14 protein-coding genes are annotated in these 19,404 nt (G+C 38.0%); 9 read left to right on the top strand and 5 right to left on the bottom strand.

Features of this window, described 5'->3' with window-relative positions:
• A partial coding sequence (locus CUN59_RS16345) for a type ISP restriction/modification enzyme (protein ID WP_104388834.1) occupies nt 1-2,573 on the bottom strand: 2,573 nt, incomplete at its 3' end.
• 344 nt (nt 2,574-2,917) lie between these two features.
• Here CUN59_RS16345 and CUN59_RS21170 point away from each other — a divergent pair.
• Complete coding sequence (locus CUN59_RS21170; protein ID WP_133164039.1) at nt 2,918-3,184, top strand: hypothetical protein; 267 nt, start codon at nt 2,918-2,920, stop codon at nt 3,182-3,184.
• A 287-nt stretch (nt 3,185-3,471) separates the two neighbouring features.
• Nucleotides 3,472-4,536: a potassium channel family protein gene (locus CUN59_RS16340; RefSeq protein WP_279327313.1), complete on the top strand. Its 1,065-nt coding sequence runs from the start codon at nt 3,472-3,474 to the stop codon at nt 4,534-4,536.
• A gap of 5 nt (nt 4,537-4,541) precedes the next feature.
• Here CUN59_RS16340 and CUN59_RS16335 read toward each other — a convergent pair whose 3' ends face one another.
• A complete protein-coding gene (locus tag CUN59_RS16335; RefSeq protein WP_104388833.1) occupies nt 4,542-5,039 on the bottom strand; it encodes a DUF1499 domain-containing protein in 498 nt (165 codons plus the stop codon).
• Between the two features lie 106 nt (nt 5,040-5,145).
• Here CUN59_RS16335 and CUN59_RS16330 point away from each other — a divergent pair, with 106 nt between their 5' ends.
• The 4 genes from CUN59_RS16330 (at nt 5,146) to CUN59_RS16315 (ending at nt 10,872) form a co-directional block, all read left to right on the top strand.
• On the top strand, nt 5,146-5,391 hold the full coding sequence (locus tag CUN59_RS16330; RefSeq protein ID WP_104388832.1) for a hypothetical protein: 246 nt from the start codon (nt 5,146-5,148) through the stop codon (nt 5,389-5,391).
• A gap of 421 nt (nt 5,392-5,812) precedes the next feature.
• On the top strand, nt 5,813-7,672 hold the full coding sequence (locus tag CUN59_RS16325) for an NAD(P)H-quinone oxidoreductase subunit F (RefSeq protein WP_104388831.1): 1,860 nt from the start codon (nt 5,813-5,815) through the stop codon (nt 7,670-7,672).
• A gap of 323 nt (nt 7,673-7,995) precedes the next feature.
• A complete protein-coding gene (locus CUN59_RS16320) occupies nt 7,996-9,489 on the top strand; it encodes an NADH-quinone oxidoreductase subunit M (protein WP_104388830.1) in 1,494 nt (497 codons plus the stop codon).
• Nucleotides 9,490-9,549: 60 nt separating this feature from the next.
• Complete coding sequence (locus CUN59_RS16315; protein ID WP_104388829.1) at nt 9,550-10,872, top strand: CO2 hydration protein; 1,323 nt, start codon at nt 9,550-9,552, stop codon at nt 10,870-10,872.
• A gap of 87 nt (nt 10,873-10,959) precedes the next feature.
• Here CUN59_RS16315 and CUN59_RS16310 read toward each other — a convergent pair whose 3' ends face one another.
• Complete coding sequence (locus CUN59_RS16310; protein ID WP_104388828.1) at nt 10,960-11,994, bottom strand: WD40 repeat domain-containing protein; 1,035 nt, start codon at nt 11,992-11,994, stop codon at nt 10,960-10,962.
• Between the two features lie 22 nt (nt 11,995-12,016).
• A complete protein-coding gene (locus tag CUN59_RS16305) occupies nt 12,017-12,988 on the bottom strand; it encodes a CobW family GTP-binding protein (RefSeq protein WP_104388827.1) in 972 nt (323 codons plus the stop codon).
• A 246-nt stretch (nt 12,989-13,234) separates the two neighbouring features.
• On the opposite strand from CUN59_RS16305, the gene gloA reads away from it, so the two are divergent.
• On the top strand, nt 13,235-13,627 hold the full coding sequence (gene gloA, locus CUN59_RS16300; protein WP_104388826.1) for a lactoylglutathione lyase: 393 nt from the start codon (nt 13,235-13,237) through the stop codon (nt 13,625-13,627).
• Nucleotides 13,628-13,723: 96 nt separating this feature from the next.
• Complete coding sequence (gene clpB / locus CUN59_RS16295) at nt 13,724-16,342, top strand: ATP-dependent chaperone ClpB (RefSeq protein ID WP_104388825.1); 2,619 nt, start codon at nt 13,724-13,726, stop codon at nt 16,340-16,342.
• Between the two features lie 428 nt (nt 16,343-16,770).
• Here clpB and lepA read toward each other — a convergent pair whose 3' ends face one another.
• The gene (lepA, locus tag CUN59_RS16290) at nt 16,771-18,582 is read right to left on the bottom strand and encodes a translation elongation factor 4 (protein ID WP_104388824.1); all 1,812 of its coding nucleotides are present in this window, start codon (nt 18,580-18,582) and stop codon (nt 16,771-16,773) included.
• A 218-nt stretch (nt 18,583-18,800) separates the two neighbouring features.
• Here lepA and CUN59_RS16285 point away from each other — a divergent pair, with 218 nt between their 5' ends.
• Nucleotides 18,801-19,037 carry a hypothetical protein gene (locus CUN59_RS16285; RefSeq protein WP_104388823.1) on the top strand — a complete coding sequence of 79 codons (237 nt, stop codon included), beginning with the start codon at nt 18,801-18,803 and terminating at the stop codon, nt 19,035-19,037.
• Nucleotides 19,038-19,404 lie beyond the last annotated feature (367 nt).

Raw genomic sequence — 19,404 nt, 5'->3', positions numbered from 1 at the left:
AACAAAGTTGATATGCTCCCGACTGCGTAGGTATAATGAAAGATGTCTATTTTGGTAATTGTTGTATCTTGATAATAGGTTTGAATTTGTTTTAGTCCCCAGTCGGTTATATTATCAATGCGGTTTCCATTTTCGTCATAAGTATATAATGCAAAACAACTAGATCCTCTTGCACAAAAATTCAAATCACATAAAGTATTAATAGCTAAAACAAGAATATCAGTCTGTTCATTATTCGCAAAGCAAATAACATGATTGCTAGAACTTTTTTTAGGGAAAAATAAATGCTGTGAACCTTTTATATCAATGGGAATATAACTAAAATAGATATATCTCTTTACGAAAGGTCTATAATGGGATTCTCTTAAATCTTCTTGATTAAAAACATCTGTTTTTTCTTTTCTTAATTTATCTCTTTTAATTCTTGAACTCCATTTAATTAGATTTCTTTCAGCAAGAAACTTATCTACAATAGGATTATCTTCTTGCTTTATATCTTGATATTTGTTATCTTTTTTATATTGAATCCATCTTTGAACCTCATAATTATATTCATCAATAAAGAATATACTTTTATTTTCTAAATTCTCTAAATCAGTATCATATACCCATTCATCTCTATTAGTAGCAACTCCATTAGAACATACCTCAAAAATAGATTTATTCTTTTTATCAGCTATAGAAACTAGATCATCAAAATCATTATCAGTTAAATTAACCCAGTTATTTTGATGATCAGGTTTAATATGTTCAAAAGCAAAACAATCAAATTTAGTTTTTCCTAAAAAATCAAGTTTTTCCTGTGCTGAATTAAAATTTTCAGTATTACAATACATAATTTGGCAAGGTAGCTTATTTTTGGATTTTATTTTAATCATAAAAGTAATAGCAACGCCAGTAATAATGTCAAAAACATTACCTGTTGTATCACCTTCTCTAATATCTCCACCTAAGTCTATTATATAAATATAATTAAATTCGTTGATTACACTTTTTCTAAAACCATCAAAGCCTTTTGCATTAATGAAAGATGAATTAGTAATAAAAGCAATAATTCCATTATCTCCTAGTCTATCAGTAGCCCATCTAAAAAAACGAGAATACATATCATAAACTTTAGTTTTTTGTGCTGTACTTTCCTTAACATAAGTAGCCTTAATTAACTTATCTATTTCTGAGTATGCACGATTTTTGTTATTATCATTTTCATTCTGTTGATTTGCATTATAAGGAGGATTTCCAATAATCACAGAAATAGTTCTATCATTCTGCCTTTTAATTCTTGCAGTATTCTCCACAGTCATGGCAAACAAATCCATTTGCTTTCCTTCAAACAAGGTATTATCCAAAGTATCTACAAAACAAATATTTTCAAACTCCTCATATACTCCCATTTTCTGATTATAGGTATATTCAATATTCAAATTCGCAATATAATAAGGTAAAATTGCCACCTCATTACAATGAATCTCATGTTTATATTTGTGCTGTAAACTCTGGGGAGGTAAATAATCAATTAATTCAGTAATAAAAGTTCCCGTACCCGTCGCAGGATCTAAAATTTCTACATCCTTATCCGCTAACAACTTACCAAAATGTTTATGTACTAAAAAATCTGTACTTTCAATCATAAACCTGACAATCTCATTAGGAGTATACACAATTCCTAATCTATCCGCAGCTTTGGGATTATATGCTTTATAAAAGTTCTCGTATAAAGCTTTTAAAAACTTCTGTTTTTCCTGATGGTTAACAATATTTGCCGCAGTTCTTTTAATGACTGCATAATATCTTTCTATACTCCCCAAAGTATTCCGCTTTAAACTTCCCGTGAAAAATGTGGAAATTACCCCTTGTAACTCCCTCGCAACATTATTTTCTTGATGAAACTGCGACTCACTGAAAATATTAATAAAAATATCCTCAGTTAAAATATGCTGAATCATCATTTCCCGAATATCAAAAGTTGTGATTTCCGGGTTAATAGACTCTTTACAAATTTCCCAAAACTTATTTCTTGCTGTTTGAAAAGATGTGTTATTTTCCTCTTGACAATTTATCAAATCTCTGAGAGAGTTTAATATAATGGGTATATCCTGTTTAAAAATTTCTATCGCTTCTCGAAAGTCCCGCACTTCAGGACGGACAAAATTAATAAAGTTATTAATAATACCATCTAGCGCGTCCGCATCTTGCATAGATACGCGCCCAGTTTCTGTACCACCTTGAATTAAAACGGCGGTTTGGGAATCTTCAAATAAAATATTACTATCGGGATAACCTTTATTTAACTTTTTCTCAATTTCTTGATCTAAATTATCATATTGATCCTTACTTTCCCAGTAACCCCAATCTAACCGCAAAGCATCTTTAACTGTACCATCGGGATAAACGACTTTACCATTTGGTAATTTATAATCTAATTCAGGAATGAGTAGAAAATCACGGGGTTTGCAATATTCATTTAACAGGTTTTGGAAAGCAACACGAATAGATGTTTCTTTCCGTGAACCACCAAATTGAATGATTTTTTGTACTTCTGTTTGGTATTGGGTAATTAATAACCTAGACATAATAGATAATAACCCTAATTATCTTTTCATAAATCAAATATTATTCCTATATTATCTTAATTATTTGATTCTCAGTAATCGCCTAAGTAAAGAATTATTGCTAAAATACATATAATTACATAATTGTTCATACCCAGATCCCCAGTGTAGGGGCGAAGCATTCGGACAATTAATTATCGGTTTTTACCCAAGACTATCATCCGAATGCTTCGCCCTTACTTATTACCCATACCCAGATCCTCGACCTCTCAGATTAATGGATAATTTTAAGTTGTGCGTCAATAGTTTATGGGCGAAGCATTCGGACAATTAATTATCGGTTTTTAGCTAAGACTATCATCCGAATGCTTCGCCCCTACTTATTACCCATTCGGACAATTAATTATCGGTTTTTACCCAAGACTATCATCCGAATGCTTCGCCCCTACTTATTACCCATTCGGACAATTAATTATCGGTTTTTACCCAAGACTATCATCCGAATGCTTCGCCCTTACTTATTACCCATTCGGACAATTAATTATCGGTTTTTACCCAAGACTATCATCCGAATGCTTCGCCCCTACTTATTACCCATACCCAGATTCTCGACCTCTCAGATCAATGGATAATTTTAAGTTGTGCGTCAATAGTTTATGGGCGAAGCATTCGGACAATTAATTATCCGTTTTTAGCTAAGACTATCATCCGAATGCTTCGCCCCTACTTATTACCCATACCCAGATCCTCGACCTCTCAGATCAATGGATAATTTTAAGTTGTGCGTCAATAGTTTATGGGCGAAGCATTCGGACAATTAATTATCCGTTTTTAGCTAAGACTATCATCCGAATGCTTCGCCCCTACTTTTGAGTTAAGATGAAGGAGAAATTTTTTAATTTTTAATTTTTAATTACCTGTGTATTCTAACCTTGAGCAAAAATATCAACATATTCAAAAAGAGTTAATGGCTGGGGCACTGGCTCTAGGTTTTATTTTTTTAATTGGGACTTTATGGTATTGTTTGGTTGAAGGTTGGTCATGGGAAGATGCGGCTTACATGACTGTGATTACTTTGGCCACTGTCGGTTATGGAGAAACTCATCCATTAGGAAGTCGGGGGCGGTTGTTTACCATTGCCTTAATTTTGATGGGTGTGGTGAATATTGGTTATATTGTGAATAGATTTACAGCTGCAGTAATTGAAGGCTATTTTCTCGAAGGAATTCGACTGCGACAACAAAGGCGCTTAATGGAATCATTATCAGGACATTATATTATTTGTGGATTTAGCCGTACTGGGCGACAAATTGCTAAGGAATTTCATTCTGAAGGTGTTCCTTTTGTAATTATTGATTCAGAATTTGAATCAGTACAAAAAGCCCAAGAAATTGGTTACACTGTTTTTCAAGGTGACGCAACATTAGATGATACCTTGTTTAAGGTTGGTATTGACCGAGCAGTTTGTATTGTCGCCGCTTTGCCTTCGGATGCAGAAAATTTATACACTGTTCTCTCAGCAAAAACTCTGAATCCAGAAATTAGGGCGATCGCTCGCGCCAGTACAGAAGAATCATTGCAAAAATTACAGCGCGGTGGCGCAGATGCCGTAATTTCACCATATATTACAGGGGGAAAACGCATGGCGGCAGCAGCCCTCAGACCGCAAATTTTAGACTTTGTGGATGGGATTCTCTCCGGTGCAGACCGCCAATTATATATGGAAGAATTTTTACTAGATCCAGATAGGTGTCCTTTTGTGGGTCAAACTTTACAAAAAGCCAAATTGCGATCGCAATCTGGTGCATTAGTTCTAGCTATTCGCCGCCTCGATGGTACTCTCATTGGTGGTCCAACAGGTGATACTATTTTAATGTCAGGAGATACCCTAATTTGTATGGGTACGGCGGAACAGTTACAGGGTTTAAATCAAATTCTGGGGCCTATTAATTCTGTCCCCTTAAAACGGCCAAAAAATAGCTAAACAATCTAAATATCTAAATCCCGTAAAGCTAAACGAATTTGTTCTAAACGAGTGCGGTTAACACCAAAATCCGAATCTCCCACACGAGATGAGGAACGAATATGAATAACTGATTCATTTTTAGGAAAATAGAACTCCACATCATCAACAAATTTAAAGATGCGGCTTTTAGAAATAGCATGAATATAATTATCTGTTTGTTCAATCACTTCTGTGCGAGGAACAACAGTGAGAACTTTTAATACTATCTCTTTAGCTTTATCTCGTTCTACATGATAGGTAATTGGTGCAATAGCGTGTTGAGTATCGCCATTTTGACTAACAACGCAATTAGGAGAAGATGGACAAGGACTAAGATAACCTGACTCAACTCCTAAATTAGCAGCCCAAGAAGTGGCAGGAGCTATTAAACTAATGCTCAGAGTCAGGAATACTGTAAAAATAATCTTCTGTAGTTGGACGATTCCTACTGAGTGTTTCCCTATCGTTTTGAAATTAAACATATTTATTCACTTCTATATTCTATCGTTGCAGTTATAATATCAGCTTTTGATATATTCTGGCAAACTGGATATATAGGACTCTATATAACATTCGTAGGAAATACCCATGAACCGTTCTCAGATAGTTGCAATTATTACAGGTGCAATTTCTATTCTACTAGCGATCGCCTACCTAGTTATTGTCCAAATTATTGATTACCGGGATATGAAACCAGCGCCCATTAGTCAACTCAACCCACCTGTATTAAATGTGTATAACCACCAAACCCTTGTAGGGACAATTTTCACTCCTATATCTATTGTGGAAAATAATTTCCCTCATTTGCATCTTGACATAATTGCTAAAGTGTGAGTTTGATGGGGTGGAGTTTTCCACCCCTTGATCATAGGTATTATAGAAACACAAATAAAATACATAAGTAGGTGAACACAATAAAATCAAACTGTGTAAAGAAACGTAAAATCGCTGAAAACTTCTTTACTCTTGCCTCTTGCCTTGCTATAACGACAATTTTCAGCGCCAACCTAGCATAGGCTATAATCAATAGCTACTATTTAATAATGTAATCCATTGAAATATAAGAATAAGTTAGAGAAAATATCGTGAATCTATCTAATTAAGTAATTCCTTTTTGGCACAGATAACGGTAAGCTAATTTTAAGAATATTAAACAAAGATAAATTGCCATTCTCCGTCACACCTAGATTGATGGGGATCAACCATAGTTGGTGTGTTTTCCTTAATTTTTGATGCAAACTATAGAGGTAATTGAATGGCTCAGTATTTTCTAGACACTGTTTGGCTAACTCCAGTTTATGCTTTAATTGGTGGGCTTTTAGCCATACCTTGGTCGCCGGGGATCATTCGCAAAACCGGGCCTAGACCAGCAGGATACGTCAATGCGGTAATGACCTTTTTCTCCTTTTTCCATGCTGTCTTAGCCTTCCCTGCCACTTGGAATCATCCAGTTCAAGAAGTATTTATACCTTGGCTATCTACAGCAGGTTTAGACCTGACCATTAATTTAGAACTTTCTTCCATCAGCGTCGGGGCAATCATTATTATTACCGGCTTGAACTTGCTGGCGCAGATATATGCTATTGGTTACATGGAAATGGACTGGGGTTGGGGACGCTTCTTTTCCTTATTGGGATTATTTGAAGCTGGTCTTTGCGCTTTAGTTTTGTGTAACAATTTGTTTTTCACCTATGTAATTCTGGAAATTCTCACCTTGGGAACTTACTTATTAGTAGGTTTGTGGTTTAGTCAGCCTTTGGTAGTGACTGGGGCGCGAGACGCTTTTTTAACCAAACGGGTAGGAGACTTGTTTTTGTTAATGGGTGTCTTAGGACTTTGGACACTTTCAGGAACTTGGAATTATACAGAATTAGCCGAATGGGCAGCCACGGCCAATGTTGACCCCACAATTATCACCTTAGTATGTTTCGGATTAATTGCCGGTCCAATGGGTAAATGCGCTCAGTTTCCCTTGCATCTGTGGTTAGATGAAGCGATGGAGGGGCCTATTCCCAGTACAATTTTGCGGAGTTCCGTGGTAGTTGCCAGTGGTGCATGGGTGTTGATTAAATTGCAGCCAGTGTTTAGTTTATCCCCTGTAGCATCTTCAGCGATAGTCGCTATTGGTGCATTGACAGCCATTGGTGGTTCATTAATTGCGATCGCTCAAATTGACATTAAACGCTGCTTATCCTATTCTGTCAGTGTTTACATGGGCTTAATCTTTATTGCTGTAGGCACACAACAAAACGAAGCCGCATTATTATTAGTTCTCACCCATGCCCTCGCCTCTGCATTATTAGTCATGAGTACCGGGGGAATAGTTTGGAACAGTGTGACTCAAGATGTTACCCAACTCGGTGGGCTGTGGTCACGTCGTCCCATATCTGGTTTAGCATTTATTATCGGTACATTGGGTTTAATTGGTTTTCCCCCTTTAGGGAGTTTTTGGGCTTTATTTAAACTAGCCGATGGCTTATGGGAAACACATCCAACTTTAGTAGGAATAGTAATTTTTGTTAATGCCTTAACTGCATTTAGTTTAACTAGAGAATTTAGCTTAATTTTTGGTGGTAAACCCAAACAAATGAGTGAACGCTCCCCGGAAGCTATTTGGTTAATGGTATTACCAATGATGATTTTATGCGGCTTTGTGTTACACCTGCCTTTAGTCTTGCAAAGTTTATCATTACTTCCCGATTGGGTAACATTAAATAAAGATGTCGCCCTCCTATTAATTTGGTCAAGTGTCTTTGGTTGCAGTATTAGCAGCATCATCTACTTAGGCAACATTCCTAAACCAATTCGTTTACCCTGGCAAGGTTTACAAAATCTATTTGCTTACGACTTTTACACCCCTAAACTTTACAAAATCACCATTATTTTCGGCGTTGCCCAACTGTCTAAATTTGCCGATATGCTGGACAGATTTGTAGTAGATGGGATTGTCAATTTTGTCGGGTTATTCTCCCTTTTAGGTGGTGAAGGCTTAAAATATAGCAACAATGGACAAACTCAATTTTATGCCTTGACAGTCCTATTAGGAGTTGGTTGTTTAGGTGCATGGGTGACATGGCCTTTCTGGGGAATTCAAGTCATAGATTTTATCTTTTAAGTAAGAATTCACCGAGTCAGGATTCAGAATGCTTATAAAATCAGGAATACAGGCAAGTGATATTTTCTTAAAAATCATCATAACTTACTCGAAAAGCCTTGATTTTCCTGACTTAGAGTATTTTCTATCCTGAATTCTTACTCTTTTAAATACCATTTACAGCAGGAGTTACCGAGTCAGGAGTATGGCTAACGCCACCGCCTTCGGCACACTACGTGAACGCTATCAGAGTGACGGATGAAGAACATTTTTCTTTTATCCTCCCTGTTCCCTGAATCCTTAATGTAAATCAATCACCAATCACCAATCACCAATTAGTAAATATGTTGAGTGTTTTAATTTGGTTGCCCATTGTAGCAGCTATAATCATCGGCTTTTATCCAGCAAAAGATATTCCTGCCCATCGCATTCGGTTAGCATCTTTAATCATTACAGGTTTAGTTTTACTGTGGAATATTTTCATTCTCCTGAAATTTGATATCAGTAAGCCAGGGATGCAATTTACCGAATATCTACCTTGGAATGAAACCTTAGGTTTGAGTTATCAACTAGGAGTTGATGGACTGTCAATATTAATGTTGGTATTAAATAGCTTCCTTACTTGGATTGCTATTTATAGCAGCAGCAAAGATACAGAACGTCCCCGTTTATTCTATTCCCTGATTTTATTGGTTTGTGGTGGTGTTGCCGGTGCTTTTTTATCAGAAAACTTACTCCTGTTTTTCCTGTTCTATGAATTAGAATTAATCCCCTTTTATTTACTAATTTCCATTTGGGGAGGAGAAAAACGTGCCTATGCGGGCATGAAATTCCTGATTTATACAGCAATTTCTGGGGCTTTAATTTTAGCCACATTTTTAGGCATGGTGTGGTTAACTGGTTCTCGCAGTTTTGCCTTTGATGCTGTGGCTACACAAAACATTTCTGCCGGGATGCAATTAGTATTGTTAGCAGGAATAGTTTTAGGTTTTGGCATCAAAATTCCCTTAATTCCCTTCCATACTTGGCTACCAGATGCTTACGTTGAAGCTTCCGCACCTATCGCCATTTTACTAGGTGGAATATTAGCAAAACTAGGGACTTATGGATTATTACGATTTGGCTTGGGAATGTTTCCCCAAACATGGCATATTATCGCCCCAACCTTAGCAATTTGGGGGGCGATTAGCGCGATTTATGGGGCAGTGGTAGCGATCGCTCAAAAAGACATCAAACGCATGGTAGCATATAGTTCTATCGGCCACATGGGCTATATGTTACTAGCAGCAGCCGCCGCCACACCCTTAGCATTAGTTGGTGCAGTCGCCCAAATGTTTAGTCATGGAATTATTCTCGCCATTCTCTTCCATTTAGTCGGTATTATTGAAACCAAAGTTGGAACAAGAGAATTAGACAAACTGAATGGTTTAATGAGTCCCATTCGCGGTTTACCATTAATTAGTGCTTTGCTGGTTTTAGGTGGCATGGCCAGCGCGGGTATCCCTGGTTTAACAGGTTTCATTGCCGAATTTATTTCCTTTCAAGGTAGTTTTTCTACCTTCCCCATTCCCACACTTTTATGTGTAGTTGCATCTGGTTTAACCGCAGTTTATTTTGTCATTCTTCTTAATCGTACCTGTTTTGGCAAACTGCAAAATAACCTAGCCTACTACCCTAGAGTATTATGGAATGAAAAAGTACCCGCCCTAATTTTGGCATCCTTAATCATCTTTTTGGGAGTACAACCAGTTTGGTTAGTGCGTTGGAGTGAAACCACAACTACCGCCATGGTAGCGGCAATTCCTACGCCAGAAAAAACCGTAATTGCCTTGAAGTAGTTATCCCGTTCCCAGTCTCCTACTGGGAAAGCCAACAAATAAACCCAAAACAAAAATATTATGGTACAAACTCCAGCTAAACCAAATACAAAAATCCCACCTTCAAAACACGAATTTGCAGAAATTATTTATCGCTTAGAAGCTGGCGGTTCAATGTTGCCAGATACACCGGAAAACTTGATGCAAATCATCGGGATTTATAAAGCTTATGCTGTACCGATGGATTTCTACTGGCGCGATTTACTGTACATTGCCGAAAGAGTATTTTTAGAACCTTTACCAGCTTTTAAATATTTCTTACCCCAAGAATATTTAGACTTACATAATCACTATGCAGGTGATGATGCTGATTTAAGAATTTGGCGAGGTATAGCTACTGCCCACCCAGAACTTCTGGCATTTATGGAAAAAGGTGAAACTACCAAAATGCCAAAGATTTTCCATCATTTATTCCATGACAGAATTAACATGGAATTTGCGGAAGCTTGTATGCAAGCTATGTTATGGCATCGCAAAATGTATGCACCAGTTAACCAATTTGATGCCTATTTAGATTCAGAAGAATATAAAGCTAATGCTGATAAAGCAATTAAAGCTTATTTTCGGAAAAATCCCCTCATGTCAGCACTTTATAAACTGTTTCCTGATATGTTCTTGGAAAAGTGCCGCATGATGTCCTATTATTCTAATTTAGGACTTTTTTGGGAAGTCATGGCACCTGTATTTTTTGAGATGTCCGATATTTATGATGAAGGTGGTTTTAAAGGTGTACCTGATGCCATGAATTTCCTGGTCAATGGCATATTTGCAATTGCCGGTCGTCCCATTTATCATCATGTTTATGTTGATGGTGAATGTTATGAAATCATCCCCAAATCTAAAGGTTTTACCTGGTTATATGAGGCCGCATTACCCTATGTAGAAGCTGTTTTTTATCGCACAGCACCATTTAGAGGCACAAAATCATATAATGCCCAAGCAGGACAAGTTCCCGAAGATCAAAAGGACTTCCACTATGGCATTCTTTACGCTGATGTCTTTCCCGTCGGTACAGCAGGTATTCCTCCCACGTTATTAATGCAAGATATGTTGCATTTTCTACCTCAATATTTAGTTGATTATTATCAACAATATTGTCGAGGAGAAGAGGATATGTTAATTCAATTGGGGATTACTTTCCAACGTTCCATGTATAATGTGACATCTGCGGTAATTCAAGCTTTGAGAACTGCCCTTTTATATCCTTTGGATGACCCAAATCCCAAGCATTTACAAGCAAATCGGGAATTTTTTGAAATGCAGCTAAATCGCTTTACTCGTCCTGATTATGGTATGCGTGATGCGGCAAGATTACGGAATATTCAAAGCCAGGATTATAGATAACATCTCTACTCAACCCTCCCCGTTTTCTCCTAGGGGTAATTCATGAATTACCCCTGCTATATAATAGAAATCCTCAAATCTGAATTGTTAAGTTTTCCTAGAAGTTGACCAAATTATTAATTCTCCTTGTTCACCACCGGCAGCTAATAGTTGTCCTTGGGGATGCCAAGATAGGGTAGAAAAACCTGCGGTTGCATCGCTAAAAATTTGTGATACTCCCTTGTTTTCATCCCATAAACATAACCAACCATCAGCACCAGCAGACGCGAGATTAAAACTTTGTCGCGCAAAAGCGATCGCCTTAATTATATCTACATGATTACTTAATACTTCCGCTTCCCAACCCACAGATTCATCTGGGGATTTTTCCCATAAAACTATTCCATCAACGCTGGCAGCAGCCAAAATAGGCGCGCCTGTGGCGGTTTTCACGTCTGACCAAGCTAATTGACGAATTTTCCCCGGAAAGCCCCGCATTACCCAAGGATCAGGATTTTCCCATTGTAAAACAGTCAAAGTCCGATCCATATTTCCAGAGGCTAAATATTCACCATCTGGGGACCAAGCCATTGCTGTACTCACAGTAGGCATAGAAAGTATAAATGGTTCATCATTCCAATCTTGAGTAGACCAAATTTTTACACCTTTATAGCCATTAATTGCTAAATATTTACCATCTTTGCGCCAGTCAATCCCCAAAATTGAAGAATCTTGAAAATTGAGAGTAGCCACAACTTCGGATGTATCTGCATCCCAAATTTGGACATATTTACCTAAACTAAAAGCTAATTGATTATTACTATAACTCCATCCTAATTGATCAACCCAAATTGGCGCATTTTCTAAGGTGGTCATTAATTCATTTTCGCACCAAATTTTTACTGTTCCATCTTGTCCACTCATCGCTAAATATTTACCATCACGGGAAAAAGCGAGACAATTTACCGCTTTATCTGTGGGAGATTGTAAAATATTTAATTCACCATTTTCCCATAAAACAACTTCTCCCGTGCCAGAACTCGCTGCCAATATTTCCCCTTGATTAGACCAAGCTAAAGCAGTAACATAATCATTAAGTCTAGTTGAATAATCTTTTGTAAATGCACTATCTGTTAAGTTCATAATTGTGACAATCGCCTTTCTTCTAATTCATACAAGCAAAAAAATCTGCCCTCAATTGGGCTTCATCTAAATTTCTGCCGATAAATACCAGTTCATTTTTGCGAGTTTCATTTACTTTCCAAGGTCTATCAGGTTTACCATCAAATATCATGTGAACACCTTGAAAAACAAAACGCTCATCTGTACCAGCAATATTTAAAATTCCCTTCATTCTAAAAATATCTGTGCCTTGGGTACTGAGTAATTCTGTCATCCAGACATTTAATTTTTCACCATTTATAGAACCTTCTGCAACTATAGCGACAGAATACACAGTTTCATCATGTTCATGGGCATCTTCTCCTAAAAAATTAGGATCAATTTCTAAGGCATGATCTAAATCAAATGCTTTCACACCTAATAAAGCTGACATTGCTAATTCAGAGTTATGGGTGCGGTAAATCTTAGCCATAGCATTCATTGACCGAATGCGAGTTTCTAATTCATCTAAAATTTCTGGTGTAACTAAATCAGTTTTATTCAATAAAATTACATCAGCAAAAGCAATTTGTTCCTGTGCTTCATCTGCTTCCCAATGTTGCCAAATATGTTTAGAGTCAACAACTGTCACCACTGCATCTAGTGATAATTGACTTTGCAAATCTTCATCCACAAAAAACGTTTGGATCACAGGCGCAGGATCAGCTAAACCCGTGGTTTCAATTACTAAATGATCAAATTTATCACGGCGTTTCATTAAGTTGCCAATGATGCGAATTAAATCACCTCGCACCGTACAACAAATGCAGCCATTATTCATTTCAAATATTTCTTCATCGGTACCAATTACTAATTGATTATCAATACCAACCTCCCCAAATTCATTGACAATAACAGCAACTTTTTTACCGTGTTCGTAAGTAAGAATATGATTTAATAAAGTAGTTTTACCTGCACCTAAATACCCGGTTAAAACTGTGACTGGTACTGAATTAAATGTTTCTGAAGTGATCATAGTCTATTGGTTATCTTGTGTTAGAAACAGTTAGTCAACTCAAAAATATCTAGGAGTGAGGTTTTCTCACCCCCGATTGTATTTTATCACAGAAAGATTATACCATTAGTTTAACTACCTTTGGCATATACCAGTAAGTTCTTGTGGGTTTCAATTTGAGTAATTCTATACCTACAGATTTTGTCAAAATCGCTGATCAGATATAAAATATTGAAGAAATAAAGGCAAAGTTTAGCAACGGTTACTATGCGATTACTACACACCATGCTGCGAGTAGGCAACCTACAAGAATCTTTGAAATTTTACTGTGATGTGCTAGGAATGAAGCTACTCCGGCAGAAAGACTATCCTGGGGGAGAGTTCACCCTGGCTTTTGTCGGTTATGGAGAAGAAAGTGATCACACAGTTTTGGAACTGACCCATAACTGGAGTGTAGAAAAGTATGATTTAGGTAATGCCTACGGTCATATTGCTTTGGGTGTCCATGATATTTACGCCACCTGTGAGACGATTAAACAACTGGGTGGTAAAGTAGTTCGAGAACCAGGTCCAATGAAACATGGTTCAACTATCATTGCTTTTGTTGATGATCCAGATGGTTATAAAGTTGAGTTGATTCAGTTAAAAACTCCAGAATAATTTAAGGTAGAGGGTAGGAAGATCAATAACTTCTTTACCCATTACCCATTTCCCTCCTAAACTTAAATCACAAGTCTAAAATCTAAAATTTTACAAATGCAGCCTACAGATCCTGATAAATTTACTGATACAGCATGGGAAGCAGTAGCAAAATCACAAGAAGTTGCTCGTGCTTATAAACAACAACAGTTAGAAGTTGAACATTTAATTATTGCTCTTTTAGAAGAACCCACTGCTTTAGCTACGGCTATTTTGACTCGTGCTGAGGTTGATACGGTGCGGTTTCAACAACAGTTAGAGGCTTTTACTCAGCGTCAACCCAGGGTAGCTAAAAGTGATCAACTTTACTTAGGACGCAATTTAGAAAAGTTTTTAGATAAAGCCGATGAAATTAGATCCAAAATGAGAGAGGAGGAAATCTCCGAAGGTCATCTTATTCTAGCTTTGGCTGATGATGACCGGATTGGTAGAAAATTGTTTAAAAGTTTTAATATAGATGTTGTTAAGTTGGAAATGGGAGTTAAATCTGTTCGCAATACTCCCACCGTCAAAGCATCAGCAAAAACTGAAGCGGATGTACCTTATGAAGCTTTAAAAAGATTTGGACGGGATCTCACAGAACAGGCAAAAGCAGGAAAATTAGATCCAGTTATTGGTAGGGATGATGAAATTCGCCGGGTAATTCAGGTATTATCCAGACGTAGCAAAAATAACCCTGTGTTAATTGGTGAACCGGGAGTTGGCAAAACAGCGATCGCTGAAGCATTAGCCCAAAGAATGCTAAATGGTGACGTTCCCGAATCTCTGAAAAACCGCCAACTAATCTCTTTAGATATCGGTAGCTTAATTGCCGGCGCAAAATACAGAGGTGAGTTTGAAGACCGTTTAAAAAACGTTCTCCATGAAGTTACGGAATCAAATGGGCAAGTAGTCCTATTTATTGATGAACTCCATACCGTTGTCGGTGCTGGTTCTAATCAACAAGGATCAATGGATGCGGGTAACTTACTTAAACCCATGTTAGCTCGTGGTGAATTACGCTGTATTGGTGCAACCACCTTAGATGAATATCGTAAATTCATCGAAAAAGACGCGGCATTAGAAAGACGTTTTCAACAGGTTTATGTAGATCAACCAACAGTAGAAAATACAATTTCCATTTTAAGAGGTTTAAAAGAGCGTTATGAAGTACATCATAACGTCAAAATTTCCGATTCCGCTTTAGTCGCAGCAGCAACCTTGTCAGCGCGTTATATTGCTGATCGTTTTCTACCAGATAAAGCCATTGACTTGGTAGACGAAGCCGCGGCAAAATTAAAAATGGAAATCACTTCCAAACCCGCAGAATTAGAAACCATTGATAGACGTTTAATGCAGCTAGAAATGGAAAAACTCTCATTATCTGGAGAAGAACAAACTATTTTCCAAACTAGAGAACGATTAGAACGCATTGAGGCAGAAATTGCCACTTTAACCGAAAAACAGCATATCTTCAACGAACAATGGCAAGGGGAAAAACAGTTATTAGAAGCTATTAGCGAGTTAAAGAAAGAAGAAGATAATCTTAGACTACAAATTGAACAAGCAGAACGTGACTATGATTTGAATAAAGCCGCTCAACTCAAATATGGTAAATTAGAGGGAGTCCAACGAGAAAGAGAGATTAAAGAAGCGAAACTGTTAGAAATTCAAACCCAGGGTTCGACTTTGCTGCGCGAACAAGTCACAGAAGCCGATATTGCCGAAATTGTCGCTAAATGGACAGGAATTCCCGTAAATAGGCTTTTAGAATCCGAACGGCAAAAATTACTTAAATTAGAAAGTCATTTACATGAAAAGGTAATTGGTCAAGAAGAAGCCGTTTCCGCCGTCTCTGCGGCGATTCGTCGCGCCCGCGCTGGCATGAAAGACCCCTCTCGACCGATAGGTTCATTCTTGTTTATGGGACCAACTGGCGTGGGTAAAACCGAACTCGCCCGCGCCTTAGCTCAGTTTCTCTTTGATTCTGATGACGCTTTGGTACGTTTGGATATGTCCGAGTACATGGAAAAACACTCCGTTTCTCGCCTAGTCGGTGCGCCTCCGGGATATGTTGGTTATGAAGAAGGGGGACAACTTTCCGAAGCAATTCGCCGACATCCCTATTCAGTGGTGTTGTTAGATGAAGTGGAAAAAGCCCACCCCGATGTATTTAATATTTTACTACAAGTTCTCGATGACGGTAGAGTTACTGATTCCCAAGGACGGGCTGTAGATTTCCGTAACACTGTCATAGTAATGACTAGCAACATCGGCAGTGAGCATATTTTGGATGTTTCCGGTGATGATAGCAAGTATGATATGATGCGTAATAAAGTGATGGAAAGTTTGCGATCGCACTTCCGCCCCGAATTCCTCAATCGTGTAGATGATCTTATCCTATTCCACGCTCTTAGTCGTGCAGAAATGGGGCATATTATTCGGATTCAACTCAAACGGGTGGAGAATCTTCTCAAAGAGCAAAAAATCTCCTTTGAGATATCCCAAGCAGCTTGTGATCATCTTGTAGAAGCTGGATATGACCCAGTTTACGGCGCACGTCCATTAAAACGATCAATTCAGCGAGAAGTTGAAAATCCCCTAGCCACAAAGTTACTAGAGAATACCTTTGTTGGTGGTGATACAATCATCATTGATATGGGGGAAACAGGGTTAACTTTTAATAAAAAACTGTGAATTTTGAATTTTACAGCTCACATTCCGCATAAGCGGAGAATAAAAAAATAATTATCTCCAAAAACATTGTTTGGTAAGGGTTTTCAGGATTTTAGTTCAAAGGAACTATAAAATGTTTATTAGGAATTTATCTCATTTATTGAGAATATTTTTGGAGTAAAGTTTGTACAACCCTGAATCTTTCGTGATAATTATTCAGAATTGGATTTTATCTGCGGAATGTGGGTTACAGATCAGGACTTACGCAAAAAACTCTCAAACTCTTACTGCTTTGTGTTCTGGTGCGTCCTGGTGCGGTATGTCTTCGACACGCTACGCGAACGTTATTCCTATAATCTTGCTCAGGTACTTATTTAGTATCAAAACAAACTCGCCTGTAATTATAATTAATATACAGACGAGTCTTGATAAATCCAGAAATCTGGAAACTAACTTTGATCTAACCGTAACACAGCCATAAAAGCCTCCTGTGGTACATCTACCGTACCTACAGCCTTCATACGCTTTTTACCTTTAGCTTGCTTTTGCAAAAGTTTCTTTTTCCGGCTGATGTCACCACCGTAGCATTTCGCTAGCACATCTTTTCGCATGGCGGGGATATGTTCACTAGCGATGACTTTAGCACCAATAGATGCTTGAATGGGGACTTTGAACTGATGACGGGGAATGAGTTCTTTGAGTTTTTCCGCCATTGATCTGCCCACATTATAGGCTTTATCTCTGTGGACAATCATAGCTAAGGAATCCACAGGATCACCATTAATCATAATATCCAATTTCACCAAGGGATTTTCCCGGTAGCCAATTAGATGATATTCCATACTAGCGTAACCGCGAGAACGGGACTTCATTTGATCAAAAAAGTCGGTAACAACTTCCGCCAGGGGTAACTCGTAAGTCAGTGTAGTCCGGCCTTGGGTGAGATACTTCATATCTTTGAAGATACCCCGACGGTTTTGTGATAACTCCATTAAAGAACCGACATAGATTTCGGGAGTGATCATTTCTACTTGTACATAGGGTTCTTCAATTCTCTCCCGTTCATTGGGGTTAGGTAAGCGGCTAGGATTATCAATGTAGAGTTCTTCACCTTTATTGGTGACGACCTTATAAACTACCGAGGGTGCGGTAATGATTAAATCTAGATTATACTCCCGTTCTAAGCGCTCCTGCACAATTTCCATGTGTAGCAGTCCCAAAAACCCGCAACGGAAACCAAAACCCATGGCGCTAGAAGTTTCTGGTTCATACTGTAATGCCGCATCATTGAGTTCTAGTTTTTCTAAAGCTTCCCGCAAATCTTCAAATTGATCTGCATCTATGGGAAACATCCCACAAAATACCATGGGATTGGCTTCAGCGTAACCAGGTAAAGGTTCGGTGGCTTTATTTTTGCATAGGGTAATAGTGTCTCCTACCCTGGCATCAGCTACGGCTTTAATGGCTGCGGCAAAATAACCTACTTCGCCGGCATGAAGTTCTTCAACTTGTTTTTGGGTAGGAGAAAGTACGCCTAATTCATCAATGACATATTCTTTACCGGATGCCATTAAGTAGATGCGATCGCCCTTTTTCACAGTTCCATCCATCACCCGGAAATAAACAATTACACCCCGGTAACTATCATAGTAACTATCAAAAATCAAAGCTCGCAGACTTTCATTTACAGTATCTGCAGGTGGTGGTACTCTTTCAACAATGGTTTCTAAAATTTCAGGAATACCAATTCCTTCTTTCGCCGAAGCTAAAATTGCCCCACTACAATCTAAACCAATAATTTCTTCAATTTCACCAATTACTCGCTCTGGTTCTGCTCCTGGTAAATCAATTTTATTTAAAACAGGGATAATTTCTAGATTATTCTCTAGGGCTAAATAGACATTGGCTAGGGTTTGCGCCTCTACACCTTGGGACGCATCCACAACCAACAATGCCCCTTCACAAGCAACTAGGGAACGGGATACTTCATAGGAAAAGTCTACGTGACCAGGAGTATCAATTAAATTGAGAACATACTGCTGACCATCTTTAGCAGTATAATTCATCCGGGCAGCTTGCAGCTTAATTGTAATGCCGCGCTCCCGTTCCAAATCCATGTTATCGAGGAACTGCTCTTTCATTTGCCGGTCTTCTACAGTTCCAGTAGCCTGTAGTAAACGATCCGCGAGAGTAGATTTTCCGTGGTCAATGTGAGCAATAATACAAAAATTGCGAATGCGATCTGCGGGAACGTCAGTCATATACCATCTTTGCCCTCAAGCAAACCAAAAGTGAAACCTATTTACTTAATGTATTTTAATGCTTTCTGAGGTAATAAAGCAAAAACAGGCAGGAGGCACAAAACAAAAGTTTTTTCAGTCACCTGAGTCAGGAAAGTGGAAGAAAAATCAGTAAAATTAGAAATATCATTATTTCTTGACAACGGTTTCAATAAACGAATTTCAGAGAACTTAATCCCATGAACACGCAAAAAAATCCTAATAGTGCAGATAATCAACGCGCTGATAAAACCGAAATTGCGCTCCATCTCGATTCGGAATTAATCGAGCAGATTCAACATCTCACAAATGACCCCAGTAAAGTGATTGAGGTAGCTATTCGTCAATGGTTACGGGGTGATTTTAACAGAGATGACGAATTAACACGCACACCTGTCCGTACACCTGTACCCCCTCGTGGTGAATGGAATGATTGAAACTACGGGGAATTTTAGATTTTAGATTTTAGATTAAAAAAATTTGGTATGGTCCCCATCCTTGAGGCTACGGTGTACACACAAGTCCTATCTGTTTTCGTTTTGTGGTTATTTAGCCCCCTAAATCCCCTAAACTTCGGGGACTTTGAAATTCTTATTCCTCCCAGAATTAGGGTTTAGGGGGCATTAAAACCCTATTAGGTAAATTGATTAGACTGTACACCGTAGATCGTTGGGGAAGGAAAAATTGTTAATCCCAAATCCAAAATACTCGCTGCGTACGCTTCGCTAACGTCAATCCAAAATCGAGTGACTTCCAAAATATCCAATAATAATAAGAAATGTAAACTTTAACTACTACGCCGTA

Origin of the sequence: Cuspidothrix issatschenkoi CHARLIE-1 (assembly GCF_002934005.1) — a bacterium.
GTDB lineage: Bacteria > Cyanobacteriota > Cyanobacteriia > Cyanobacteriales > Nostocaceae > Cuspidothrix > Cuspidothrix issatschenkoi.
The sequence above is the reverse complement of the archived record's forward strand: the minus strand, read 5'-3'. Positions and strand labels throughout refer to the sequence as shown.

Coding starts and splice junctions, on each gene's coding strand:
- CUN59_RS16335 (WP_104388833.1), bottom strand. CDS start 5,039: ATGTTTAATTTCAAAACGATAGGGAAACACTCAGTAGGAATCGTCCAA.
- CUN59_RS21170 (WP_133164039.1), top strand. CDS start 2,918: ATGCTTCGCCCCTACTTATTACCCATTCGGACAATTAATTATCGGTTT.
- lepA (WP_104388824.1), bottom strand. CDS start 18,582: ATGACTGACGTTCCCGCAGATCGCATTCGCAATTTTTGTATTATTGCT.
- CUN59_RS16305 (WP_104388827.1), bottom strand. CDS start 12,988: ATGATCACTTCAGAAACATTTAATTCAGTACCAGTCACAGTTTTAACC.
- gloA (WP_104388826.1), top strand. CDS start 13,235: ATGCGATTACTACACACCATGCTGCGAGTAGGCAACCTACAAGAATCT.
- CUN59_RS16325 (WP_104388831.1), top strand. CDS start 5,813: ATGGCTCAGTATTTTCTAGACACTGTTTGGCTAACTCCAGTTTATGCT.
- CUN59_RS16320 (WP_104388830.1), top strand. CDS start 7,996: ATGTTGAGTGTTTTAATTTGGTTGCCCATTGTAGCAGCTATAATCATC.
- CUN59_RS16315 (WP_104388829.1), top strand. CDS start 9,550: ATGGTACAAACTCCAGCTAAACCAAATACAAAAATCCCACCTTCAAAA.
- CUN59_RS16310 (WP_104388828.1), bottom strand. CDS start 11,994: ATGAACTTAACAGATAGTGCATTTACAAAAGATTATTCAACTAGACTT.
- CUN59_RS16330 (WP_104388832.1), top strand. CDS start 5,146: ATGAACCGTTCTCAGATAGTTGCAATTATTACAGGTGCAATTTCTATT.
- CUN59_RS16285 (WP_104388823.1), top strand. CDS start 18,801: ATGAACACGCAAAAAAATCCTAATAGTGCAGATAATCAACGCGCTGAT.
- clpB (WP_104388825.1), top strand. CDS start 13,724: ATGCAGCCTACAGATCCTGATAAATTTACTGATACAGCATGGGAAGCA.